This is a genomic window from Arthrobacter sp. Soil782, from assembly GCF_001428435.1.
Classification (GTDB): domain Bacteria; phylum Actinomycetota; class Actinomycetes; order Actinomycetales; family Micrococcaceae; genus Arthrobacter_D; species Arthrobacter_D parietis.
This window is the reverse complement of record NZ_LMSO01000001.1, coordinates 931,404-953,543: the sequence shown is the minus strand read 5'-3', so window position 1 is coordinate 953,543 and position 22,140 is coordinate 931,404. Positions and strand designations below refer to the sequence as shown.

Below are 22,140 nucleotides of genomic sequence, written 5' to 3'. Positions count from 1 at the left end.
CAAACACGGCAAGCCGGATATTTAGCAGACACGCCCTAGCCGCCTGGAAGCGCTCTGGAGGGCGTGGGAGGATCTACGCCGGGACGGCAAGTCCGGAATGAGCGCGTGGTGGCGGGAGCATGCTGACCACCACATGCCGATCCTGCTTTCCACTGAGGGCCCCTTCAAAGGTTGCTCCCCGGAAAAGGGCCACAATCCCCGGCTGGAACCGCTGCCGTGCACGCCTCCCCCTGCGGGTTTGTTCATCCCCCAGTGAGCGCTTCCCCATATTCGTCTCGCTTACAAGCGCTGGCAGCCGGGAATGATGATGCTTGATTGCTACGCCAACGGTGGTTCTGCCGTCCAGCGAGCGGGTCCCACAGAGAACGTCCAGTCCGCGCTCATACAGTCGTCACATGAGCCGAGACGACGGACACAGCGAAGCGGAGATGCATTCCGCTGATCTCCTTGAACCCCTTGCCGAACCGGAACGCCTGGCTGTCCTCGATTACCTGGACATATGGTGCAAGGATCGCCCGGTGAGTCGCTCCGATGTCGCCGACATGATCGATTTTCATTCCGGAATCATTGACCAAGGCGAACTAACACGTCGCGGTGATGTAGCCGCGCAAAAGCACCGTCTCTACACTTGCCTCAGCTGAATTCGTCCGTAGTCAACGTCCAGACCAGCTCCGGCTACTGCTCCGATCCCTCACGGAGTAGTGTTCGAATATGGTGGATCAGAGCGGGCATCGTTGGGTGTGGATCGGCGTAGCGCTGCTGACCGTGCTCATCGCAATACTCGTCATCTTTGGGAGCATGGGATCGTACTGTAGCGATTGGGCTGTTCCCGCAGAGGGAAACCCTGAATGTGCTTCAGGGGTGAGCGCTTCGGCCTGGGTAATTGGCATAGCCGCTGCAATCTTCTCCGGATACGCAATAAGACGGTCGATCGCTGGCCCTCGCCGCTAAGCCTCGATATCAATTAACGCAGAACGTCTCCGGGGCTGGGCCCCGGAGACGTTCTGCAAGATCGAAAACTTAACCTGCGGCTTGATCGACGGTCGTCTCTGCTGGCAGAGCTTCGCCTTCCTCGGCTGCCACTTGTGTGAAGACAGTTTTGCTTATATCACCTTGACGCAGCGGGCCAGATACTGCGGCTTGGTACAGTCCCGCGTTGCTGCCGGTCACGTAGAACTGGGTGCCCAGTTCGCCGGGTAGCCCCGAGGCGGTCAAGTACACCAGATAAGTTCCACCGACCTCCATGAGCGGCACGAGAGGCACCTGGTTAGCTGAGCCGAATTGGCGAACTTCCACCGTTGTTCCGCTCTTCACCGAACCGTTTGATCTTTTCGCGCTGGTGACGCTGATGGTCGATATTGTGAAATCGGTGGCAGGATCGATGTCCGCCGCAACGCGTTGCGCAGTTACCGTACCAACAACAACTGCCGTGCTGTCATCAGCCATGCTTTTCAATGACGGATATAGCTTTACCCTCGCTGCGTGGGCTTCTCCCTGTGTTGTTGTTGGTTCCTGTACGACCGAGCGGGTAGCTGTGTCGTCATTGGGCGATGCTCCGCAGCTCGCCAGGCCGGCCGCGGTCATCAGGCCCACAAGGACGATGACTGTCACACGAGTTCTATGAATTGTTGCCTTCATGATCGCCTCCTTAATACCTTGCGTTGATGCCATTGACATCATCGGTTGTGAGTCCGCTTACCCCTACGGAGTATGAGGTGGAGGGATATGTATGCATGACCCGAGCAACGGTGCTCACGTGTGCCAGCCCCAGCCCGTGCCCGATCTCATGAGCCCAGACGACCTTCAAGCGATTCAACGGCTCGTCACCCTGTAGGTAGTACTGGTTCATCCGTAGAGCTGATGATGTGGTGGTTCCAAACGGGCAGTTCGTGGTGGCTTGAGCTTCCCAACCTGTGACGCCGTAATTCTGGTTCCGTGCGGTGAAGGTCGGTCCGCTCACATCGACCGCTGTGAGTGTTACTTGAGTTGCGGCGTTGTAGTTGCTCACCGCATAGTTGAACGCCGTTCGGTAAGGCCCGTTCACATATCGATAGTCGATTCGCAGGCTGGTAGAAGGCCATTTACATCCGTTGAAGGCGTAAGCCTGCGCCGAAGTCGGTACCGATACAAGCCCTATAACAAGACCAGCCACCGCAAGCATTGACGCTATTACGCTGGTTGTGCGTGCAGTCCCGGCAGATTGATCACGCCGGGTTCTTGAGAATTTCATGAGACCCCCACCTATTTGTTACAACCCCCCATTGGGTTGTGGGGGAAAGCCTTGCAGTGCGTAAGGTGTCGCTTAGCGGGAGATCTCGGGCTGCACGTCTTGGCCCCGGCCTCGTCCTAGACCTTTGCCACGCTTCGCTGCCTTCGTCCTGCCCGGCTTCCCGGTGATTGCCTCAGTGGGCGGGGTCGCCTGGTCACGGTCAGCGAGGATGCGGGCATTGATCGTTTCGGCATCTGCTTTCCCTTCCAGCGACGCTGCGAACGACTGCCGGCGTTCTTCACTGTCGTACAGCGGCCCGGCTTCCTGGGCTGCGGCATTCTCTCGCTCGACCTCTGATTCTCGGCTGCGGTCCTCCCGGCCCGTTGCCCCCATCACAAGAGCTGCGTCCGTTCCGTCCCGCTCTGCTGCCCCTCGTTGCCGGTCAGCTTCGGCACGGTCGCGTTCTGCCTGCGCTAGTGCCTGGCTGACAGCGTTATCGTCAGCTCCGGGACTATTCACGTCAACGCCGTAGCGTTGGCTCACTTCGCGGCGGATACGCTCGGCGGCTTCCTGCGCTGTGGGGTCGAAATCTTTCCACGCAGTGGCTACCTCGTGGACTCGTTCAATGTCCTCTGGCCGCGCCTGATCCCACCACCGATCATCTGCCGTGGGTGCGAGCTGCGCTCGTGCAGCTCCGCGCTGGGCTTCGTAGCGGGCCTGGAGTTCCTTGCCTCGCTGTTCCTCGATTGCTTGCTGCTCGCGTAATGACTGCTCACGCATCCGCGCGAACTGCTCTCCAAGCCGACCGGCTACCGCAACTCCCGTGCGCGAGAGTCCTCCTATAGCTTCTTCAATGCCGTCTGATTCGCTCATTGCCTGATCTCCCCTTCATCTGGTTATCGTTCGATGCCACGGTCATGTTTCGGTGTCGTCAAGGTGGGTTTGCGCGCCGGTTCGATTTTCGGCGGCAGCACTGAACCGCCTCTCTGCGGTGTCCCATGGTCACGAGCTGCAAGCGCAGCCGCTAGGGCAGTCTCGGCATCCACTGCCGGCCCCTGCACGGGACCGGTAGGACTCTGCGCGGTAGCCGTCTGGAGGGTTGTCGCTGGTTCGGGGTTGAGCGCTACGGCAACGGTCCTCAGCCGCTCTCGCACAACGGTGTTGATCTGCTGTGCAGCTCGCACGTCTCCAGCTGCTTTGTGCATGTCGTGGATCGACTTCGCGAGGTTCGCCAACTGAACCAGCATCATTGCCTGGGCGGCTGTCTGATTGCTGCTCGTCGCCGTCATCAGGATCTTCGCTGCACCCATTGCGGACGGTCCTACGGTCCGCTGCGGGCGTACCGGGTACTGGCGTAGCTGGGCTGTCTTTGAGAGGCGGTCAGCGGTCGCGGCCAGCGCTCCGGGTGCGGCCTCGACACTGTTTGACCAGGCTGCGAATGCACCGGACGTTTCGCGGGCAACGTGGGCCCACGTTGCGTGATCCTCGACCGGCACTGCGGCCAGTGACTTGTTCAGCTCCGACAGTTCATCGGAGTACCGCTGCCACATCTGCGGATCTGGTTCGTTCAGCTCCCGGCCAGCGCTGACCACGCGCCGCCCACGGCTCGCCGCCGTCCATTCCTGTGCAGCCTCACTCGCTGCCTGCGGGCTGTCCTCCCACCCGCTGCGCAACTTCGGCAGGGTCAAGTCACTGCCTAGACGAGTGCCGCTGTACCAAATAGGACGCTGGCCCTTCACGGGCCGCTCTGCCACCCGGTAGCCGGTGATTACATCATCACGGCCCGCTGCGAACCGGGGACGAATCAGCGCACCAGTGCGGCGCATCCTGCGCACGAACTCTGCTTCGTCCTGGGAGGCTACGGCGCAGCCTCGAACCTTCCTCGACAGCGACAGGCGTTCTGGCTCCGCGTACCCTCGGCGCTGCGCTGCTTCACGCTCTCCACGCTTGATGCCTCGTGAAACATGGACGCCTGAGATTTGCTCTAGTCCGTACTTCTTCTCCAGTGTCCGGCATGACTCCTGGGACTTACGGAAGTCATTGTGGGGACTCCACTTCGTACCGTCCTCGCGCACCATCGACGCGGCAATATGTATGTGATCGTTTCCGGCTTTACTGTGTCCGTGACGGACAGCAACCCATGACGCGGGAGCTTTCCCGCTGGCTTCGGTGAATCCCATTTCATCCATGAAGTCGTGCGCGATATCCGCCCACTTCTCATCGGACAAGTCGCCTTCCTCAGCTCGCAGGCTCAGTGAGCAGTGCCAGACGTGCCCGCCCGGAACATCGACCTTTAGGAAGCGCTTCGCCTGGTCCAGCTCGTGCCCGATTGCTACGGCTGCATCACGGTTCAACTCGGCATCATCGTGCCATGCCATGATCGGCGCGGAACCGGCCACTAGGTGCGGTTCGGTGTGCTCATTGGCCCTGCCCGGTCCTGCAAGGTAGACCATCAGGCCGGTCATCCGGTCACCACGGGAAACGTTGGGAATCATCTACCGGCCCAACTCTTCCACCAGCTCGTACATGCGATCAGCTACCCGCCGTGCAGCAGCGACGGCAGCAGCAGCGTCCTCAGGGAACTCGTCCCCCGCGTTGGCGTGCCGGGCAATCTGGTTCACGTTGTTAGAGATCGTCGCCAGTAGGCGGCGGGCCTGCATCAGCTCTATCCCCAGCGCTCGACGTTCAGCCAATGACTCGGAGTTTTCCGCGTACAGAGCGGCACTAACCAGGATCTCAGAAGCAGTCCGGTTGGTACAGCCGTCGGAAGCACAGGGGGATCAGTTCCTCGACACCTCCCAACTTGATCCTTACCGCACGGGCGGGATTGGACCCGCTGCACCGCACAGCTGAAGAAGTCGCCGCACGGGCCCGGTGGTGACGATCAGGGTGTCACCTTCATGCAGTGCGTCGAGGGCTTTGTCGGACGCAGGCGGCGAGTAGGCCAGCCACTTGCCGGTCGGTGTTCTGGACGCGCTGGTCACACCAAGCGAGTTTGGACTAACCAATGAAGCCAGACCGGGCCGGGAGAGACACTCAGCCTTCTGCATATGGAAGTCTTCGCCGCTTTCAAAGCTATGTCACAGCCATGAATCACTCCGACGATGACCACCATGCAGCGCCTCAGCCGCATCAGTCATGAGATGGCTCAGACGTCCGGCAGATCAGAGAGCTCGCCTGATCATTTCCCGAACCGGCGCAACCGCAGTGAGTTCGCGACCACCAGCACCGAACTCGCCGCCATCGCAGCTCCGGCGACCATGGGGTTCAGCAGCCCCAGCGCGGCAATCGGGATGCCGATCGTGTTGTAGAAGAAGGCCCAGAACAGGTTGGTCTTGATCGTGCCGAGCGTCTTCCGGGACAGCTCGATGGCTTGGGCCACCTGTTCCAGGCTGTTGCCCATCACCGTTAGGTCAGCGGCTTCGATTGCGACGTCGGTACCCGACCCCATCGCGATGCCCAGATCCGCCTGTGCCAGGGCAGCGGCGTCGTTCACGCCGTCGCCGGCCATTGCGACCGTGGCCCCCTCAGCCTGGAGCCGCTTCACGGCGTCTACCTTGCCTTCGGGGAGCACGTCCGCCATGACGTCTTCGGGAGCAATGCCTACTTCCGCGGCGATCTTCCGAGCCACGGCGGCGTTGTCACCGGTGAGGAGCATAGGCCGTAGCCCGAGCTGCTTGAGCCGCTCAATGGCAGCTGCTGAGGACTCCTTGACGGTGTCCTGCAGACTGATCAGCCCGGCAACCTCACCATTGACGGCAACCCAAATGGCGGTGGAGCCGGCCTCCTGCTCGGCAGCAAGAGCCGAACGGTGCGCAGCGGTGATGTCGACGTCGTTCTCCTCCAGCCAACCGGCACGCCCTGCCAGCACCATGGAACCGTCAACGGTCCCACGCACACCGCCGCCGGCGGAGCTGATGAAGTCGCTCACCGGCTGGTGCCCCGGAGCGGCGGCCGCAATGGCCTGCGCGATGGGGTGCTCGCTGGCGGACTCCACTGCCGCCGCGAGCGACAGCACGTCTTCCCGGCTGTGGGGACCAAGCACGACGACGTCCGTCACGGACAACCGGCCGCTGGTCACGGTGCCGGTCTTGTCCAGAACGATGGTGTCGACCGTCCGGGTGTCCTCGAGGACCTGGGGACCCCGGATGAGGATGCCCAGCTGGGCGCCCCGGCCAGTGCCGGTGAGCAGCGCGGTCGGTGTTGCGAGCCCCAGCGCGCACGGGCAGGCAATGACCAGCACTGCGACTGCTGCGGTGAAGGCAGCTTCGATATCACCGCTGAAGACGAGCCACGCCACGAAGGTGAGCACCGCGATCACGAGGACCACTGGCACGAAGACGGCGCTGATGCGGTCGGCGAGCCGTGCGATCGGCGCCTTGCCGCTTTGCGCCTGGCTGACCAGCCGGCCCATCTGGGCCAGGGTGGTCTCGCTGCCGACGCGGGTTGCTCGGATGATCAGCCGGCCGGACGTGTTGATGGTTGCGCCGGTGACGGTGCTGTCCGGGCCAACCTCGACGGGCACTGACTCTCCGGTGATGAGGGAGGAGTCCACGGCGCTGCGTCCCTCGACCACGAAGCCGTCGGTCGCGATCTTCTCACCCGGCCGGACAACGAACTCATCACCATGCACCAACGACGACGCCGGCACCTTCACTTCCACACGCTCGCCGCCCTGTTGGCGCAGCACGGTGGCATCCTTGGCCCCGAGATTGAGGAGGGACTTCAGTGCATCACCGGCCCGCTGCTTGGCATTGGCTTCCAGATACCTGCCGAGCAGGAGGAAGGTGACCACGACGGCGGCAACCTCGAAGTAGAGCGCGTGCCCGCCCATATCCATACCGACATGCGCCGTGACCATCGGGTCAGCGAGCAGCTGGCCCAGTGAGAACAGATAAGCGGCGGTGACGCCGATCGACACCAGCGTGTCCATCGTGGAGGAGAAGTGCCGCGCGTTGATGGCCGCGGCCTTATGGAAGGACCACGCAGACCACGTCACTACCGGCGTGCTGAGGGCAAGCCCCACCCAACCCCAGTGCGGGAACTGGAGCGCCGGGATCATCGAGATGAGGAATACCGGGACGGTCAGGATGGCAGCGGTGATCAGGCGGGGACGCAGCTGGGACGCCGTGCCTCCGTGCGACATGTGATCATGGTCCATCCCGTCCGCCGCGGGTTCGCCTTCCGAGGATGGCCCGGGGCCGTGCGGCGACTTCTTCAGCTGCGCGGTGTAGCCGGTGGCATTCACCGTGTTGACGATGTCTTCGTCCGAGATGTGTGCAGGCACCGTCACTCTGGCGGATTCCAGTGGCAAGTTGACGCTCGCCTCGACGCCGCTGAGCTTGCCGAGTTTGCGCTCCACCCGACCCACGCATGAAGCGCAGGTCATGCCCTGGATATCGAGCTCAACTACCCTGGTGGCGCTCGCGGTTTCTGTAGTGTCCGGTGTGGTGGTCATGATGGTCCTTCCAGGCCGGCTTTTCGCCGGAGATCTACTACGCGTCGTTGGAAACGACGACGTAGCCGGCTTCCGCTACGGCTTCGCCGATCTGCTCTGAGTCGATGTCACCCTCTGAGGTGACGGTTGCGGTGGAAATTCCACCCTTGTTCAGCTCAACGGAGACGTTCTGGACGCCCTCGATGGCGGAGATCTCCTCGCTGACTGAGTCAACGCAGTGGCCGCAGGTCATGCCCGAGATGCTGACTGTTGTGGTGCTCATGATTGTTCTCCTTCGGTGATATGCAGGAATTACCGCAACAGTCGGCTGATGGCCGCTGTTGCCTCCTGAACTTTTTCGTTAACTGCCCGGGGGTCTCCGGACGCCTGTGACTCATTGGCGGCACCGACGACGCAGTGAGCAATGTGCTCTTCAAGGAGCCCGATGCTGACCGCATGCAGTGCCTTGTTCACGGCGGAAACCTGGGTGAGGACGTCAATGCAGTACTTGTCCTCCTCCACCATCCGCGCAATTCCACGCACCTGTCCCTCAATGCGCTTAAGCCTGAGGAGGTATGCCTCCTTGTCAGCGGTGTAACCGTGTTCCGTTGTTGTCTGCGTCATGATTCCTCCCGGTTGTCACTCCAACATATACCCGCCGGGGGTATGGGTCAAGTACCCCTAGGGGGTATGGGTTGGGAACGATTCGCCCGGTGCCCTACGTTAGATAACAAGACACGAAAGGCAACCCCTCATGACCCTCAACCTTGAGGCGTGGCAGAAGCGCGTCCTCCTCCTTCTCGGCCTCATAGCGGTGGCCGCCCTATTTGCCCTTGCCTTCACCGCAGGCAGGGTGGCGGCAGCTCCTGAGACGCCGGGAACCAACAGTGCGGACGCTGGATTCGCGCGTGACATGCAGGTCCACCATTCCCAGGCCGTGGAGATGTCGCGCATCGTGCGTGACCAGACTGACGACGTCGTCATCCGCACTATTGCGTATGACATCGCCATGACCCAGCAGCACCAGGTGGGCCAGATGTACGCCTGGCTGGAGGAATGGGGGCTGCCGCAAAGCAGTGACGCGGATCGGATGGCGTGGATGGCAGGCAGCGGACACACCGCACATGCCGATGGCGGCACAGGCGCCGAAGGCGAGGATGACGCCGCCGCGGGCACTCTGATGCCCGGCATGGCAACGCCCGAAGAAATGCAGGCGCTCGCCGAAGCCACCGGCGAGGACGCTGAGCGGCTGTACCTCGAGCTCATGATTGACCACCACATAGCCGGTGTGGACATGGCCCAGGCGGGAGTGGATTTGGCGGAGGACCCGGAACTCCGCGAGCTCGCCCGCAAGATGGCGGCCGGCCAACAGATTGAGATCGTGGAGATGGAAAAGCTCCTGGCGCAGCTCTAGGCCACCCGCCCGGTACATTTAGACCCGAACCCTTACAAATACAGAAGGAAATCAGCGCGTTGAATAAGAAACGAGCTCAGGAGAACGTGGACCGGCAGGCACGGTTGAAGGCGCTCCAGTCACAGCAGCGGGCCAGCGAACGGAAGCGGAACAGCCTGATCTTCGGCGGCATTGCACTGGTGATTGTCGCCATCATCGTCGCTGTCACCATCGTAATTGTGCAGCAGGTGCGGGAGAACGATCGCCTGGATGCGCTCGCCGAGCAGCCCATTGAAGGTCTTGAAACCATCGAGGTGACATCCTTCGAGCACGTCCCCGGACCCGTTGAGTATGAGCAGTCTCCTCCTGTCGGTGGTGACCACAACGCCATCTGGACCAACTGCGGTATCTACACGGAGCCGATCCCCAATGAGAACACCGTCCACTCCCTTGAGCATGGCGCTGTATGGATCACCTACCAGCCGGATCTGGAGCAGTCCGAGATCGATGCCCTCACCGATCTCGTGGGGGAGCGGAGCTACGTCCTCCTGAGCCCTTACGAAGGCCAGGAATCACCGATCATGGCGAGCGCCTGGGGCCTTCAGCTGGGCGTTGACTCGGCTGACGATGAGCGTCTCGTTGCCTTCCTCACCAAGTACATCCAGGGGGAGCAGACCCGCGAGCCGGGTGCGGCCTGCAGCGGAGCGCTTGACCCCTCCGCATAATCCTTACGTTGAATGAGCATGACACGCCCCTTATCCCTCGGGATAGGGGGCGTGTCCTGCTTAATGAGGCTCAGGCGGCGGACGGCTTACGCAGGCTCCAGAAGGCTAGGCCAGATGCGGCGAGCATGAGAACCGCGCCGATTCCTGACGTAAGAACAACGCCGCTGTCGAACGCGTGGAACGCCGACTCCAACAGGAGCGCCCCGGTCTCCGAAGGCAGTTCCGACGCGACGTTGATGGCGCCGCCCAGCGTTTCTGTCGCCGTCGTCCCCTGTTGGGGACTCAGCCCGGCAGGAAGCCTCAGGTGCTCCTGGTAGGAAGCGAGCAGGATGCTGCCGAGGAGCGCGGTGCCGAAGACGGAGCCGACCTCGTAGGCAGTCTCCGAGATGGCTGACGCTGCGCCCGCTTTCGCTGCCGGCACGCTGGACAGGATCAGGTCGTTCGACACCGTCTCGGATGCACCCACGCCCGCGCCGAGCAGCACGAAGGCCGCAAGCAAGGCGCCGATCGATCCGCCCTGGCTCAGCAGCGCGACGAACGCATATGCTCCCGCCGAAAGCAGCAGGGCGGCCGGCACCACCACATGTGGTGCAACTTTCCGGACCAGCGGCACGACGGCGAGTCCCGCAACAATCGTCATGACCAGGCCGGGCACCAGGACCGCGCCGGCCTCCAGCGGACTGAGCCCGAGCACCAGCTGCAGATGCTGGGACACGAAGTAGAGAAACCCGACCAGCGAGAATATTGCGAGCAGGTTCACCAGCACCGCACCGGTGAACGGCCGCACGGTGAAGAGGCGCACATCGAGCATGGGATTCTGCCGCCTCAACTGGCGGCGGACAAACGCGGTACCCGCGGCAAGACCAACGACGACGGCGGCAGCAACAACGGCTGCCGAGCCGCCTTTCGCGAAGGTCTTGATAGCGAAGACGATGGGCAGCATGGTGCTGACGGAGAGCACGATGCTCAGGTAGTCGACGCGGCCCGGGTTGGGATCCGCTGACTCCGGAACCAGCAGGGGCGTAACAACGAGAAGGACCAGGAGTACGGGAACAGCCAACAGGAACACCGAGCCCCACCAGAAATGCTCCAGGAGTGCGCCGCCCACCAGCGGACCGAGGGCAGCACCCGCCGAAAAACCGGCTGCCCAGACCGCGACAGCAAGGCGGCGCTGGTTCCGGTCGAGGAAGATGTTTCGGATGAGGGAGAGCGTTGACGGCATCAGCATGGCGCCGAACACACCGAGACCAACGCGGGCTGCCACCAGAAACTCGGCCGTGGGGGCGAAAGCGGCAACCACGGAAAAGACAGCAAACCCGGTGGCGCCGATCATCAAAAGCCGGCGCCGTCCGAATCGGTCGCCGAAACTGCCCATTGCAACCAGTAAGCCGGCGAGGACCAGCGGGTAACTGTCGATGATCCACAGCAGGGTTGTACCGCTGGTGTTGAACGCGAGCGAGATTTCCGGCATGGCGAAACTCAGGACCGTATTGTCCACTGCCACCAGCAGCACCGGCAGCATCAGAGCCGCCAGCGCCCACCATTCACGGCGACCGGCACGCGGAGGGACAGCGAGCGAGCGGGTGGCAGCCGGGACAGAGGTGTAGAACTGAGTCATGGGATTAAGCTATACCGTCCAGCCGGTACAGTAAAGCGAGTCGGCGTCAGTATGATGAAGGTCATGGCCAGTGCCCGCGAACGGATTCTCGACAGCTACGAAAGCATCCTCATCAGCGATGGGGAGCGCAGTGCCACCATGGAATCGGTGGCCGCGGCGGCTGACGTGTCCAAGGGTGGGCTGCTCTATCACTTCCCATCCAAGGAGGCCCTCGTTGACGGGCTTGCTGATCGCCTCGAGGGTCTCGTTGCCCGGGACCGGGAGGCAATGGCGGCGGATCCGGAAGGTCCGGCGCGCTATTACGTCCGTACCTCCATGTATGAGAACAGCCCCCTGGACCGGGCACTCGTAGCCATGGCGCGCCTCGCTCAGCAGGGCCACCCGAAAGCACAGGAAACCTTCGCGCTCATTCAGGAGCAGTGGCTGGGTGCCCTCGAAGCCGAGCTCGGGAGCCGCGCCGTTGCCCGCGCCGTGAAGCTGCTCGGCGACGGACTGTATTACGACGCCGCGTTCTTCGCCGGCGCCGGTTCCGAACAGCAGAGCGGCGATGACCTCAAGGAGGTCCTCGCAATCGTGGACCTCATTGTCCGCGAGGGTGGGCATACACAACCGGGGTCATAGCCGCAGTGCTGCTGGCGGACTAGCCTTATCGCATGCAGCGGCGCGCGACGGCGAGGTCCTGGTTCCGCCGGTGGTCCCACAGCGACTGCCCGCGCTTATCGATTCGACGTCCAGGACGTCCTGAAACCGAGCCCCTACGGTGACATCGCCGCCGGCGACACCGTCCGGATTGCAGCCATGGCAGACGGCTGTTCTCCCGGCGTCGAGTATGCGGACGAGGATCAGCTCGAGGTTGACGGGCGCATCATCTTCTTCGGTAGGGAAGATGCCGGCGCTTGGATGACGCTCGTCCCTTTCAGGGCGTTCTGCCTTTTCCGGAAGGATCAAAGCTGCCGTTCGAGGCTTCCGCCGCTCCCTAGAAATACTTGCCGGGTCTACGATGCTTCCATGACTCAGCGGCAGTGGTCCGGGCATGTGTTCATTGGCATGAGCGTCGACGGGATGATCGCAAGGGCCGACGATAGCCTCGATTGGTTGACAGGCGACGCATCAGCCGGGGAGGCCAACAACCCGGACGTATCAGGTTTCACTGAATTCATGGCTTCGGTCGACCACCTGGTGATGGGAAGGAGCACCTATGACGTGGTGCAGGGGATGGGGGAGTGGTTCTACGGCGATACACCGGTGCTCGTGTTGAGTACCACGCTCGAAACCGATGACCCCCGTATCCGGATTGTGCGCTCACTCGGCGAGGCCACTGCGCTGCTGGATGACGACGGCGCCCGCAACGTCTATGTGGACGGCGGCAGAACTGTGCGCACCTTCCTTGCCGCTGGTTTGATCCGAACCATCACCCTCACGCGCGTTCCCGTGCTTATTGGCGAAGGGAAGCCGCTGTTCGGCGAACTCCCGGCGGATGTGCGACTCCAACTGGATGACGTGAGGGCGCTCATGGGCGGGGCTGTGCAGACGCGTTACACGGTCCTCTAAAAACAGCCGCAATACCCCTTGACCCCTTGACCCCTGCACCGTGGAGGAATAATCTACAACCAAATGGTTGTAGATCAGCTTTCGGAACCTGAAGTGGACCGATTGTTCCACGCACTCGCGGACAGCACGAGACGCAGCATTGTGCTCCGAGCAATCAGCGAGGAGCACTCAGTTTCAGCCCTGGCTGCGCACTACGCCATGAGTTTCGCGGCGGTGCAGAAGCACGTAGCGGTGCTGGAACAGGCGTCCCTTGTCACCAAGGAGAAACGCGGAAGGGAGCAGATGGTGCGTGCCAACCGGGAAACAGTTCGGAAGGCGCGGCAGCTGCTTGACGAGTACGAGCAGATCTGGCGGCAGCGCGTCGACCGGATCACCGAAATCCTCGCAGAGGATGAGTAGTCGATATCAGGAAAGGTAAGCATCATGGCTGTCATCAGTACCGAAAAGGACCTCGAGGCGCTCAGTCTCACGATCGTCGCGGAGTTTGACGCCGCCGTCGAACGCGTCTGGCAGATCTGGGAGGATCCACGCCAGCTCGAGCGTTGGTGGGGCCCGCCGACGTGGCCGGCCACGTTCGACAAGCACGAGTTCCGCGAGGGCGGCTCGTCAAGCTATTTCATGACGGGCCCGGAAGGGGAGAAGAGCCGCGGCTGGTGGAAGTTCACCGCGATTGACTCGCCCCGGCGGCTGGAGTTCAACGACGGCTTTGCCGATGAGTCCGGTGCCCCCACGGGCGAAATGGGGGAGACCCACGCCGTCGTCATCCTGGAGGAGGTTGAAGCGGGCCGCACACGGATGACGGTGGCATCCAGCTTCGAGAGCGCCGAGCAATTGCAGCAGATGATCGAGATGGGCATGGAGGAGGGGCTCAAGGAGGCAATGGGCCAGATCGACGAGATCCTGGGAGAGCGGGCCAGCGTCTGAGGCGGAAGAATGCAATGGCCCCGGTGGATGTCTCCACCGGGGCCATTAACCTGTCAGCAGTCAGGCCTTCACTGCGAGCACGTTGCACGCGGCGCCCAACAGGATCGACTGCGCTGTGGAACCCATGATGAGCTTGCCCACCGGTGTTCGGTGACGCAGCCCGATGACGATGAGTTCGGCGGCATGGCGAACAGCCGCCTCCAGCACGTCCTCCGCGGCCGTGTCCTTCGACGTTCCGTGATGGACGGTGAAGTCCACTCCGGAAGTCCGCAGCGTGTCCTGCAGGCGGGACATGTCGTCGTCGTCGGCGTAGGTCGGGTCCACCAGGCGGTCCGCGCGGGTGGTGTTGACCACCACGAGTGTCGCGCCGCGTTGGCGAGCCTCGTCAACCGCGGCTTTCGCGGCGGCGTCACCCAGCGCATTCGGCACGTAACCGAGTACAACAGCACTCATTTTCCGCCCTCTTTCAGCTCGACGGTGGCAACCGGGGTTTCATCAGCTACCTCGGACTCCATGGCCTTCTGCCGCTTCTTCAACCAGAAGGAGAGGGCAAAGATGACAATGAGCACCGCGTAGATGGTCGCGGCGATCGGTGTGCTGACCAGTGCGGTCGGATCACCCTGCGAGATGGCAAGCGAACGCCGGAGCTGATCCTCGAAGATCGGACCCAGGATGAGACCCACCACCATCGGGGCGATCGGATAGCCGTAGCGGCGCATGAAGAATCCGAGTACGCCGATGACCAGCAGGACAAACACGTCCACCGGGGTGAAGTTCACTGAGAAGGCGCCCATCGCAGCGAAGACCATGATTCCGGAGTAGAGGTAGGGCCGGGGGATCTGCAGGATCTTGACCCAGATACCCACGAGTGGCAGGTTCAGGACCAGCAGCATCAGGTTGCCCACGTAGAGGCTCGCAATCAGCGCCCACACCAGTGCACCCTCAACCTCGAACAGGAGGGGTCCGGGCTGGATGTTGTAGCGCTGGAATGCGACGAGCATCATGGCTGCGGTGGCCGTCGTCGGAATGCCAAGCGTCAGCAGCGGAACCAGGACACCGGCCGCGGCCGCGTTGTTGGCGGACTCGGGACCGGCGACGCCCTCGATGGCGCCCTTGCCGAACTGCTTCTTCCGCTCGCCCTTCGCGAGCTTCCGCTCGGAGGCGTAGGACAGGAAGGTTGCGACGTCCGCACCGCCGGCGGGAATGGTTCCCACTGGGAAGCCGATGAACGTTCCACGAAGCCAGGGCTTCCAGGACCGCTTCCAGTCCTCCTTGCGCATCCAGTTGGTCCAGCGCCCGGCCACGGGAATCACCTTGACGGGACCGTGGCGGAGGCGGGACGCGACGTAGAGCGCCTCACCGACCGCGAAGAGTGCAACGGCGACAAGAACGACGTCGATACCGTCCGCCAGGAACGGGTTGCCGAAGGTGTACCGCTGTTGGGCGGTCAGTGCGTCGACGCCGATCAGGGCGATGAACAGGCCCAGCGCCAGCGACGCGAGCCCCCGCAGCACGGAGGCACCGAGCAATGCCCCGACGGTCAGGAACGCAACGATCATGAGCGCCACGTACTCGGTGGGCCCGATCTGCACGGCGAATTCAGCGACATAGGGTGCAACGAAGCTCAGCAGCACGGTGGCGACGGTGCCGGCAATGAACGAGCCGATCGCAGCCGTCGCCAGTGCCGCCGCACCCCTGCCGGCCTTGGCCATCTTGTTGCCCTCGAGGGCTGTGACGATGGAGGCTGATTCGCCGGGTGTGTTCAGGAGGATCGAGGTTGTGGAGCCGCCGTACATGCCGCCGTAGTAGATGCCCGCGAAGACGATGATGGCCGCCGTCGGGTCAAGGCTGTACGTGATGGGCATGAGCAGTGCCACGGTCATGGCCGGGCCGATGCCCGGCAGGACGCCTACAGCGGTACCCACCAGCACACCGCCGAGCGCGTACAGCAGGTACATCGGCTGCATCGCAACGCTGAAACCCTCAAGCAATGCCATGAAATTATCCATTGAAGATTTCAACTCCTTCCAGGAGGAAACCGGCCGGCAGCGAGACCCCGAGAAGTCCCGCGAACACGAACTGGAGGATCAGCGCGAGAACGACGGCGATGATTGCGTTGCGCCACCACGGCTTGGCACCGAGGGACCACGCGGCACCGAAAAAGAGGACGGCGGCCGCTACCGGCCAGCCGAGCGGAACAATGAGTGCGATGTGAATGGCGAGGAACCCGACGAGCTTGCCGACGGTGAGCCAGTCGGTCTTCACGTTGGGGTCAATGTCTTCGCCTTCCTCGGCAGCACCGGTGTGTCCGCGAAGGAGTTGGATGACCAGCCCGATGCCGATGGCCACCATGATGCCGGAGACGATGAACGGGAAGACACGGGGGCCAACAACGCCGGCGGACGGCGGGATGGGAATCTGCGCGCCGGCAATGAAACCGACGACGCCGACGCCGACGATCATTCCCGCGAAGACCAGTTCGCCGAGGGGCCGGGCGGTCGCGGCTTTGGTGCCGCTCCCGCCCGGCGCCTCGTTGATTGAAGAGCTCATCGCCGTTACAGCAGACCGATCTCGGTCAGCGTGGTCTTTACGGCGGCGATATCTTCGGTCAGGAAGGCGTCGAACTCCTCGCCGGCGAGGAAGGCGTCGTCCCAGGCGTTGGTTTCAAGCGTGGTCTGCCAGGCTTCGGTCTCGGACATTTCAGTGACCAGTTCGGTCAGCTCGGCTGCCTTGGCTTCGTCGATGGTTCCCGGGGCCACAACGCCGCGCCAGTTGGTCAGCACCAGGTCCACGCCCTCATCCGTCAGGGTGGGAACGTCCGGCAACAGCGCTGCGGGCTCTGCACCAGACACTGCGAGTGCACGCAGCTTGCCGGCCTTCACCTGTTCGGCGTACTCGCCGACGCCTGAGATGCCGGCAGACACCTTGTTACCGAGCAGCGCAGCGAGCGACTCACCGCCACCGGAGTAGGGAATGTAGTTGAGGCTATCGGGGGCGATGCCGGCCTCTTTCAGCATCTGGCCGGCGAGGATGTGGTCCGCGCCGCCCGCTGATCCGCCGGTGATGGAAACGCCCTGACCGTCCTTCTCGACTGCGGAGAGGAGATCGTCGATGCTCTGGAACGGTGAATCGGCCGGCACGACGACGACCAGCGGTTCTTCAGTCAGCCGCGCAATGGGCGTGGTGTCTTCGATACGCGTTTGGGCTGCATTGGTTTCGACGGCGCCGACCATGACGTAGCCCATCACCATGAGTGTGTTGGGGTCCTGCTCGGTGGCCAGCTGCGCAAGGCCGTTAGTGCCGCCCGCGCCGCCGACGTTCACTACCGAAGCGTTGCCCACCAGGTCGTTATCCTGCAGATCCTTCTGCATGGCACGGCCGGTCTGATCCCAACCGCCACCCGGATCGGCAGGGACGATGATGTTGAGCCGGTCGATTCCGGACTCGGCTTCCGTGCCGCCGGACGTGCTGCCGCAGGCGGACAGGGCAAGGACAGATGCGACGCCGATGGCGCCTACAGCCGACAAGCGCTTCATTGTGCTCTCGAGCTTCATTGGGTGGAACCTTCCTACGTTCAATACCGACATGTGATGCGCCTCACCACACGTTCCGGTCCAGCGTAGGAAGGGAAGAGCCGCGCGGGAACCATACGGTCACAACGTGCGTAGTGGTCTTTATGGTCATGAGAAAGTTCCGGATCCAGCGTTGGCTTTCCGCCGGTTCCATACACCCGATCATGCGAGAATGGAAGGATGATCCGGTCAATGTCGCTTAGATCACAGCTGTTCTTCCTGCAGCTGCTGATTGTGCTGATCATTGTGCTGGTGGCCGGCACGGTTGCCGTCCGGATGCAGGAACAGCAGATTCGCGATGCCTACCAGGGCCGCATGGTCGGAGTGGCGCAATCAATCGCCCAGTTACCGTCCGTCGTGGCCGCGTTCGACGACGAGGATCCCAGCGCGGTCATCCAACCCATTGCTGAACTCACCACGCAGGCCACTGGAGTCACGTATGTGGTGGTGACTGACGACGTCGGAATCCGGTATTCACACCCGAACCCGGAAATGATCGGTCAGATGGTGTCCACTGATCCATCCGTCCCGCTGTCCGGTGAAACTTTCGTGGGCACGCAGACCGGAACACTCGGCGAGTCCTGGCGCGTGAAGGTTCCCATCAGGGGGGAGGACGGCACCGTGATCGGGACGGCCTCCGTGGGCACCCTGGAGTCAACTCTCGCGGCGGATCTGCAGGAAGACCTGCCTGTGCTCCTCGCCTGGCTCATCGTGGCTGCCCTTGCCGGAACCGCTGGATCGATCTGGATCTCACGGCTGGTCTGGCGCCGCATCTACAGGCTCGAACCGGAAGAAATCGCAGCGCTGCTCGAGACCCGTGACGCCATGCTGCACGGCATCGGTGAAGGGGTGGTCGCGGTTGATGAACGCGGACGGCTTGCCGTGCTCAATGACGAAGCCAAGCGGTTGCTCGAGCTGGGAGATGAGGTGAAGGGGCAGCCGGCAAGCGCCGTCCTGGAACCCGCCCTGGCCGGCATGTTCGGTTCGGCAGGGGACGCCGATGAGACCGTTCTGGTGGGTGAACGGGTGCTCCTCGCGCGCTCAAGCGACGCCGTCGTTGGCGGTCGCCGCGTGGGAAGCGTGCTGGTGCTGCGCGACCGCACGGAACTCCACCAGCTGCTGCTGGACCTGGATGGTGCGCGTGATGTCACGCAAGCCCTCCGCAGCCAGGCGCATGAGTTCGCAAATAAGATGCACGTCATCTCGGGTTTGCTCGAGCTTGGCCGCACAGACAAGGCGGTGGATTTCATTTCCCGATCAGGTCATGGCGGGTCGGTCGTGTCTGGAGACTTCTCGCCCGGTGTCAGCGATCCGGACACCGCAAGTCTCCTCATGGCCAAGACCACCATCTGCGCCGAAAAGGGCATCAGTTTGATCGTGGACGAGGCTTCGGCCTTCGAGGCGGACGGCACCACGGATCCGGTAACGGTGTTGGGGAACCTCATCGATAACGCCGTCGACGCCGTCGGTTCCAACGGGACAATCCACGTCCGGCTCACCTCTGACGCCGGTGGCTGTTCCATAGCGGTGTCCGACGACGGCCCCGGGATCCCCGAACACCTGCGCTCGCAGGTGTTTGCAACGGGGTTCTCAACCAAGGACGTCGCAGGCACAAGTTCGCGCGGCTTCGGGCTGGCGCTCGTGCAACGCGTTGCAGAGCGCCGCGCGGGCAGCGTGACGCTCACGGAGTCGGTGCTGGGCGGCGCTCACATTGCAGTGACGCTCGGCCCGGCGCCTGTTCCGCCGGAGCAGAACTTTCCGAGCTCAGTGGAACCTCACGCCACCGGGGTGCTCGCTCCGTGAGCCTGATTCGAACGCTGGTCGTCGACGACGATCAGGAGATTGCCGGTGTGCACTCAGGGTTCCTGCTTGCGCACGGAGGCTTCGACGTCGTTGGCGTGGCAAATTCCGGCGGCGAGGCGCTTGAGAAGGTGCATGAAATGAAGCCGGAGCTGATGCTGCTCGATATTCATTTGCCGGACATGTCCGGAATCGACGTGCTGCGGGCCGCCCGCACCATCCCCGGTGACCCGGTGGACATCATTGCCATCACAGCCGCCCGGGAACTGGAAACGGTGCGTGCGGCAATGGCTGGCGGGGTACTTCATTACCTCGTCAAGCCATTCAACTCGAAGGTCCTGATGCAGCGGCTGGACGACTACGTTCAGCACCGCGCGAGCATCGCGGAGCACAGCTCCGTTTCAGCCGGTCCCCTGGATCAGGACCGCATCGACAGGTTGCTCTCCGCGACGCCGGCGAGGACTCCGCAGACGCCGCCTCCGATGCTGACGGGCTCATTGCCGAAAGGCTTGTCCCAGCCCACCCTTGAATCCGTGATCGGTGCGCTCCGGACCTCCGGCGTCGGCTTCTCTGCGTCCGAGGTTGCGTCCCAGCTCGGGCTCGCAAGGGTCAGCGCGCGGAGGTACCTCGAGTACCTCGTGACGAAGGGCAGCGCGCGCATTGTGCCGAAGTACGGTGCGGCGGGCAGGCCGGAGAAGTTCTATGTGTGGACGGGTGCCCAGCGCTAGACATGGCGCAGGTACCGGTCGGGGGCTTTCAGGAACTCGCGCCAGTTGTCCACCAGTGCCAGGCAGCCGGAGAAGGAGAGCGCTGATTCCGGCTCATCCAGCACCCATAGCCCTGCCCCGCGGAAGCGGTCCACCACGAGCTCCAGGAAGGACTCACCGTGGGACATGTCGTGGAACGCTGCGTCCCCGCGGGTCCCCGGGTTCTGCTCCAGGTACGTGAAGAACCCGTGCATGGTCTCTGCACGCAGGAAGTAGCCGCGCCGCGTGGTTCCGGCGTTCCGGACCAGCTGAAGGTGTTCGCTCAATCCGGACTCCGAGGCCCGCGTGCTATGCCGTGCACCGGTGGAGCCGCCCTCGACCGAAAGACCGTACGCTTCAGCGATTGCCTCGATCAGCGTTGACTTCCCCGAGCCGTTCTCACCGACAAACACCGTTGCCCGGCCAAGGTTCAGTCCGTCCTGGAGCACCTGCGCAACCGGCGGCAGCGTGGCAGGCCATACGTTGCGCGGCAAGGTGTTGTCCCGGCTCTCCTCCAGGCGTCGGATGGGGTGCCGGTCGAATGCCATGGCCCCATTCTGGCAGTCCGCCCTGACTGTCAGTACTACTGTGTGGACATGCACGCGCAGCTGATCTTTCCGCACCAGCTCTTCGAAGAGCACCTGGATGCGCCGGATTCCCGGTGCTACATCCTTGTGGAGGACGACCTGTTCTTCCGTCAGTACCGGTTTCACGTGCAAAAGCTCCTTCTGCACAGGAAAAGCATGCGCGCCTTTGAGCGCCGGCTGCGTGAGTCAGGCCGGGAAGTCGAGTACGTGGAGACAGACTCTGCAACGTCCAGCCAGGCGGCGCTCGCCGAGGTGCTCACGCGGATTGGTGCGACCTCCTGTACCTATTACGACGTCGTCGACGACTGGCTGGCCCAACGCCTCACCGGGACGCTCCGGCAGCTCTCGATCGAGACAACGGTGGAGGACAGCCCATCATTTATCTGCACCAACGCTGACCTGGACCAGTATTTCTCGTCCAACGGGTGGCGGATGCAGAACTTTTACGAGTGGCAGCGCAAGCGGCTGGGTATCCTTCTCGATGACGACGGCGGGCCCGCGGGCGGGCAGTGGAGTTTCGATACCGAGAACCGGAAAAAACTTCCGAAGAAGCTTATGGTGCCTGCCCTGCCGACCTTCAGCAGGGAAACCGACGAGGACGCCGCCTCCACCCGAAGCTGGGTGCGTGAAGAATTTCCAGACAACCCGGGCGATGCCGACGGTTTCAACTGGCCCGTCACACACCACGCGGCCGCCGAAGCCCTCGAGGTTTTCCTCGCTGAACGCTTCGAGCTGTTCGGCCCCTACGAGGATGCCATAGCCGAAACCCACTCATTCCTGTTCCATTCAGCTCTCAGCTCGAGCCTGAATACCGGGCTGCTGAGCCCGGCCGACGTCGTCGAAATCGCTCTGGATTACGCGAGACGGCATGGCACTCCGATCGCCAGCGTAGAGGGATTCGTCCGCCAGATCATCGGCTGGCGGGAGTACATGCGAGCATCCTACGTCCTGCACGGGCGGCGCATGCGGACGAGTAACCACCTCGGGATGTCCCGTCACCTGGATCAGTCCTGGTATGAGGCCAGCACCGGAATAGAGCCGGTGGACACGGTCATCCGCCGCATCCTCGACACCGGCTACGCGCACCACATCGAGCGGCTGATGGTGCTCGGAAATGCGGCCATCCTCCTCCGTCTCGATCCGGATGACGTGTACGAGTGGTTCATGGCCATGTTCATCGACGCCTACGACTGGGTGATGGTCCCGAACGTCTACGCGATGAGCCAGTTCGCAGCCGGCAACGCGATCACCACAAAGCCGTACATCAGCGGCAGCAACTACCTGCGGAAGATGAGCGACCTGCCTCAGGGCGACTGGCAGCACGTCTGGGACGCACTGTACTGGCAGTTCGTGGCGGATCACCGGGAGTTGCTGGCCAGGAACCCCCGCTCGAGCATGAGCGTGCGGCTGCTTGACCGAATGGATGCCGGGCGCCGGAAGGAGCTTGCTGCCGAGGCTGAGCGGTGGCTTGCCTGAGCTGCGCAAGTTGCGGGAACAGGTTCCGGCGGAAGGGTTCACTTGTGGGCCGGCGCGGGTTAAGCTCGGACTTGTCAGGTCAGGCGGGTAGAGGGCGCCAGG

At 62.9% G+C, this 22,140-nt stretch carries 26 protein-coding genes; 10 read left to right on the top strand and 16 right to left on the bottom strand.

What is annotated here, in order from left to right:
• Positions 1-43: 43 nt before the first annotated feature.
• Complete coding sequence (locus ASH00_RS16350) at positions 44-256, top strand: DUF4913 domain-containing protein (RefSeq protein ID WP_082565880.1); 213 nt, start codon at positions 44-46, stop codon at positions 254-256.
• A 124-nt stretch (positions 257-380) separates the two neighbouring features.
• Here ASH00_RS16350 and ASH00_RS16605 read toward each other — a convergent pair whose 3' ends face one another.
• From ASH00_RS16605 to ASH00_RS04505, 10 genes are all read right to left on the bottom strand, one after another.
• Entirely contained in the window at positions 381-557 is a 177-nt protein-coding gene (locus tag ASH00_RS16605; RefSeq protein WP_157358991.1) for a hypothetical protein, read from the bottom strand.
• Between the two features lie 463 nt (positions 558-1,020).
• A complete protein-coding gene (locus tag ASH00_RS04545; RefSeq protein ID WP_157358990.1) occupies positions 1,021-1,638 on the bottom strand; it encodes a hypothetical protein in 618 nt (205 codons plus the stop codon).
• 10 nt (positions 1,639-1,648) lie between these two features.
• Positions 1,649-2,230, bottom strand: a complete 582-nt coding sequence (locus ASH00_RS04540) for a matrixin family metalloprotease (RefSeq protein ID WP_082565879.1) — start codon at positions 2,228-2,230, stop codon at positions 1,649-1,651.
• A gap of 72 nt (positions 2,231-2,302) precedes the next feature.
• Positions 2,303-3,082, bottom strand: coding sequence for a hypothetical protein (locus tag ASH00_RS04535; RefSeq protein ID WP_056545431.1), 780 nt, complete (start codon positions 3,080-3,082; stop codon positions 2,303-2,305).
• A gap of 23 nt (positions 3,083-3,105) precedes the next feature.
• On the bottom strand, positions 3,106-4,704 hold the full coding sequence (locus ASH00_RS04530) for a relaxase/mobilization nuclease domain-containing protein (protein ID WP_056545429.1): 1,599 nt from the start codon (positions 4,702-4,704) through the stop codon (positions 3,106-3,108).
• Positions 4,705-4,902 carry a plasmid mobilization relaxosome protein MobC gene (mobC, locus tag ASH00_RS04525; RefSeq protein ID WP_235563152.1) on the bottom strand — a complete coding sequence of 66 codons (198 nt, stop codon included), beginning with the start codon at positions 4,900-4,902 and terminating at the stop codon, positions 4,705-4,707.
• A gap of 117 nt (positions 4,903-5,019) precedes the next feature.
• On the bottom strand, positions 5,020-5,193 hold the full coding sequence (locus ASH00_RS04520) for a hypothetical protein (RefSeq protein ID WP_157358989.1): 174 nt from the start codon (positions 5,191-5,193) through the stop codon (positions 5,020-5,022).
• Positions 5,194-5,390: 197 nt separating this feature from the next.
• On the bottom strand, positions 5,391-7,667 hold the full coding sequence (locus ASH00_RS04515) for a heavy metal translocating P-type ATPase (RefSeq protein ID WP_056545423.1): 2,277 nt from the start codon (positions 7,665-7,667) through the stop codon (positions 5,391-5,393).
• A 37-nt stretch (positions 7,668-7,704) separates the two neighbouring features.
• Positions 7,705-7,929: a heavy-metal-associated domain-containing protein gene (locus tag ASH00_RS04510; protein WP_056545421.1), complete on the bottom strand. Its 225-nt coding sequence runs from the start codon at positions 7,927-7,929 to the stop codon at positions 7,705-7,707.
• A 29-nt stretch (positions 7,930-7,958) separates the two neighbouring features.
• Positions 7,959-8,270: a metal-sensitive transcriptional regulator gene (locus tag ASH00_RS04505; RefSeq protein ID WP_056545419.1), complete on the bottom strand. Its 312-nt coding sequence runs from the start codon at positions 8,268-8,270 to the stop codon at positions 7,959-7,961.
• A 130-nt stretch (positions 8,271-8,400) separates the two neighbouring features.
• Here ASH00_RS04505 and ASH00_RS04500 point away from each other — a divergent pair, with 130 nt between their 5' ends.
• Both ASH00_RS04500 and ASH00_RS04495 read left to right on the top strand, forming a co-directional pair.
• Positions 8,401-9,060 (top strand): DUF305 domain-containing protein, encoded by a 660-nt coding sequence (locus tag ASH00_RS04500; RefSeq protein WP_056545417.1) that lies wholly within the window; start codon positions 8,401-8,403, stop codon positions 9,058-9,060.
• Between the two features lie 59 nt (positions 9,061-9,119).
• A complete protein-coding gene (locus ASH00_RS04495) occupies positions 9,120-9,764 on the top strand; it encodes a DUF3105 domain-containing protein (RefSeq protein ID WP_056545416.1) in 645 nt (214 codons plus the stop codon).
• A gap of 70 nt (positions 9,765-9,834) precedes the next feature.
• Here the strand turns inward: ASH00_RS04495 and ASH00_RS04490 are convergent, their stop codons facing one another.
• Positions 9,835-11,382, bottom strand: a complete 1,548-nt coding sequence (locus tag ASH00_RS04490) for an MFS transporter (RefSeq protein ID WP_056545415.1) — start codon at positions 11,380-11,382, stop codon at positions 9,835-9,837.
• A gap of 63 nt (positions 11,383-11,445) precedes the next feature.
• Between ASH00_RS04490 and ASH00_RS04485 the strand changes: the two genes are divergently transcribed.
• The 4 genes from ASH00_RS04485 (at position 11,446) to ASH00_RS04470 (ending at position 13,857) form a co-directional block, all read left to right on the top strand.
• Entirely contained in the window at positions 11,446-12,003 is a 558-nt protein-coding gene (locus ASH00_RS04485; RefSeq protein ID WP_056545414.1) for a TetR/AcrR family transcriptional regulator, read from the top strand.
• Positions 12,004-12,390: 387 nt separating this feature from the next.
• Positions 12,391-12,933 carry a dihydrofolate reductase family protein gene (locus ASH00_RS04480; protein ID WP_056546645.1) on the top strand — a complete coding sequence of 181 codons (543 nt, stop codon included), beginning with the start codon at positions 12,391-12,393 and terminating at the stop codon, positions 12,931-12,933.
• Between the two features lie 63 nt (positions 12,934-12,996).
• Positions 12,997-13,332 carry an ArsR/SmtB family transcription factor gene (locus ASH00_RS04475; RefSeq protein WP_056545413.1) on the top strand — a complete coding sequence of 112 codons (336 nt, stop codon included), beginning with the start codon at positions 12,997-12,999 and terminating at the stop codon, positions 13,330-13,332.
• 24 nt (positions 13,333-13,356) lie between these two features.
• Positions 13,357-13,857, top strand: coding sequence for an SRPBCC family protein (locus tag ASH00_RS04470; RefSeq protein ID WP_056545410.1), 501 nt, complete (start codon positions 13,357-13,359; stop codon positions 13,855-13,857).
• Between the two features lie 60 nt (positions 13,858-13,917).
• Here ASH00_RS04470 and ASH00_RS04465 read toward each other — a convergent pair whose 3' ends face one another.
• Genes ASH00_RS04465 through ASH00_RS04450 form a run of 4 tightly spaced genes read right to left on the bottom strand, consistent with a single transcriptional unit; the run spans position 13,918 to position 17,411 of the window.
• Positions 13,918-14,310: a universal stress protein gene (locus ASH00_RS04465; RefSeq protein WP_056545408.1), complete on the bottom strand. Its 393-nt coding sequence runs from the start codon at positions 14,308-14,310 to the stop codon at positions 13,918-13,920.
• The gene (locus tag ASH00_RS04460) at positions 14,307-15,866 is read right to left on the bottom strand and encodes a tripartite tricarboxylate transporter permease (RefSeq protein ID WP_056545406.1); all 1,560 of its coding nucleotides are present in this window, start codon (positions 15,864-15,866) and stop codon (positions 14,307-14,309) included. The genes ASH00_RS04465 and ASH00_RS04460 overlap by 4 nt, the downstream gene beginning before the upstream one ends.
• Positions 15,859-16,407, bottom strand: coding sequence for a tripartite tricarboxylate transporter TctB family protein (locus ASH00_RS04455; protein ID WP_056545404.1), 549 nt, complete (start codon positions 16,405-16,407; stop codon positions 15,859-15,861). Before ASH00_RS04455 ends, ASH00_RS04460 begins: the two co-directional genes overlap by 8 nt.
• 5 nt (positions 16,408-16,412) lie before the next feature.
• Positions 16,413-17,411 carry a Bug family tripartite tricarboxylate transporter substrate binding protein gene (locus tag ASH00_RS04450; RefSeq protein WP_082565878.1) on the bottom strand — a complete coding sequence of 333 codons (999 nt, stop codon included), beginning with the start codon at positions 17,409-17,411 and terminating at the stop codon, positions 16,413-16,415.
• A gap of 210 nt (positions 17,412-17,621) precedes the next feature.
• Here ASH00_RS04450 and ASH00_RS04445 point away from each other — a divergent pair, with 210 nt between their 5' ends.
• On the top strand, positions 17,622-19,232 hold the full coding sequence (locus ASH00_RS04445; RefSeq protein ID WP_235563151.1) for an ATP-binding protein: 1,611 nt from the start codon (positions 17,622-17,624) through the stop codon (positions 19,230-19,232).
• Positions 19,229-19,957 carry a response regulator gene (locus ASH00_RS04440; RefSeq protein ID WP_056545402.1) on the top strand — a complete coding sequence of 243 codons (729 nt, stop codon included), beginning with the start codon at positions 19,229-19,231 and terminating at the stop codon, positions 19,955-19,957. The genes ASH00_RS04445 and ASH00_RS04440 overlap by 4 nt, the downstream gene beginning before the upstream one ends.
• Here the strand turns inward: ASH00_RS04440 and ASH00_RS04435 are convergent.
• Positions 19,954-20,688 carry an ATP-binding cassette domain-containing protein gene (locus tag ASH00_RS04435; RefSeq protein ID WP_327019683.1) on the bottom strand — a complete coding sequence of 245 codons (735 nt, stop codon included), beginning with the start codon at positions 20,686-20,688 and terminating at the stop codon, positions 19,954-19,956. The two genes, ASH00_RS04440 and ASH00_RS04435, sit on opposite strands and share 4 nt — an antisense overlap.
• On the opposite strand from ASH00_RS04435, the gene ASH00_RS04430 reads away from it, so the two are divergent.
• Entirely contained in the window at positions 20,572-22,038 is a 1,467-nt protein-coding gene (locus ASH00_RS04430; RefSeq protein ID WP_056545400.1) for a cryptochrome/photolyase family protein, read from the top strand. The genes ASH00_RS04435 and ASH00_RS04430 overlap by 117 nt on opposite strands.
• Positions 22,039-22,140: the final 102 nt, after the last annotated feature.

Bases quoted from the DNA above. Each gene is read 5' to 3' on its own strand.
- ASH00_RS16605 (WP_157358991.1), bottom strand. From the start codon at position 557: ATGAAAATCGATCATGTCGGCGACATCGGAGCGACTCACCGGGCGATC.
- ASH00_RS04545 (WP_157358990.1), bottom strand. From the start codon at position 1,638: ATGAAGGCAACAATTCATAGAACTCGTGTGACAGTCATCGTCCTTGTG.
- ASH00_RS04540 (WP_082565879.1), bottom strand. From the start codon at position 2,230: ATGAAATTCTCAAGAACCCGGCGTGATCAATCTGCCGGGACTGCACGC.
- ASH00_RS04535 (WP_056545431.1), bottom strand. From the start codon at position 3,082: ATGAGCGAATCAGACGGCATTGAAGAAGCTATAGGAGGACTCTCGCGC.
- ASH00_RS04530 (WP_056545429.1), bottom strand. From the start codon at position 4,704: ATGATTCCCAACGTTTCCCGTGGTGACCGGATGACCGGCCTGATGGTC.
- ASH00_RS04515 (WP_056545423.1), bottom strand. From the start codon at position 7,667: ATGACCACCACACCGGACACTACAGAAACCGCGAGCGCCACCAGGGTA.
- ASH00_RS04510 (WP_056545421.1), bottom strand. From the start codon at position 7,929: ATGAGCACCACAACAGTCAGCATCTCGGGCATGACCTGCGGCCACTGC.
- ASH00_RS04505 (WP_056545419.1), bottom strand. From the start codon at position 8,270: ATGACGCAGACAACAACGGAACACGGTTACACCGCTGACAAGGAGGCA.
- ASH00_RS04500 (WP_056545417.1), top strand. From the start codon at position 8,401: ATGACCCTCAACCTTGAGGCGTGGCAGAAGCGCGTCCTCCTCCTTCTC.
- ASH00_RS04490 (WP_056545415.1), bottom strand. From the start codon at position 11,382: ATGACTCAGTTCTACACCTCTGTCCCGGCTGCCACCCGCTCGCTCGCT.
- ASH00_RS04485 (WP_056545414.1), top strand. From the start codon at position 11,446: ATGGCCAGTGCCCGCGAACGGATTCTCGACAGCTACGAAAGCATCCTC.
- ASH00_RS04480 (WP_056546645.1), top strand. From the start codon at position 12,391: ATGACTCAGCGGCAGTGGTCCGGGCATGTGTTCATTGGCATGAGCGTC.
- ASH00_RS04475 (WP_056545413.1), top strand. From the start codon at position 12,997: ATGGTTGTAGATCAGCTTTCGGAACCTGAAGTGGACCGATTGTTCCAC.
- ASH00_RS04470 (WP_056545410.1), top strand. From the start codon at position 13,357: ATGGCTGTCATCAGTACCGAAAAGGACCTCGAGGCGCTCAGTCTCACG.
- ASH00_RS04465 (WP_056545408.1), bottom strand. From the start codon at position 14,310: ATGAGTGCTGTTGTACTCGGTTACGTGCCGAATGCGCTGGGTGACGCC.
- ASH00_RS04460 (WP_056545406.1), bottom strand. From the start codon at position 15,866: ATGGATAATTTCATGGCATTGCTTGAGGGTTTCAGCGTTGCGATGCAG.
- ASH00_RS04455 (WP_056545404.1), bottom strand. From the start codon at position 16,407: ATGAGCTCTTCAATCAACGAGGCGCCGGGCGGGAGCGGCACCAAAGCC.
- ASH00_RS04450 (WP_082565878.1), bottom strand. From the start codon at position 17,411: ATGAAGCTCGAGAGCACAATGAAGCGCTTGTCGGCTGTAGGCGCCATC.
- ASH00_RS04445 (WP_235563151.1), top strand. From the start codon at position 17,622: ATGTCGCTTAGATCACAGCTGTTCTTCCTGCAGCTGCTGATTGTGCTG.
- ASH00_RS04430 (WP_056545400.1), top strand. From the start codon at position 20,572: ATGCACGCGCAGCTGATCTTTCCGCACCAGCTCTTCGAAGAGCACCTG.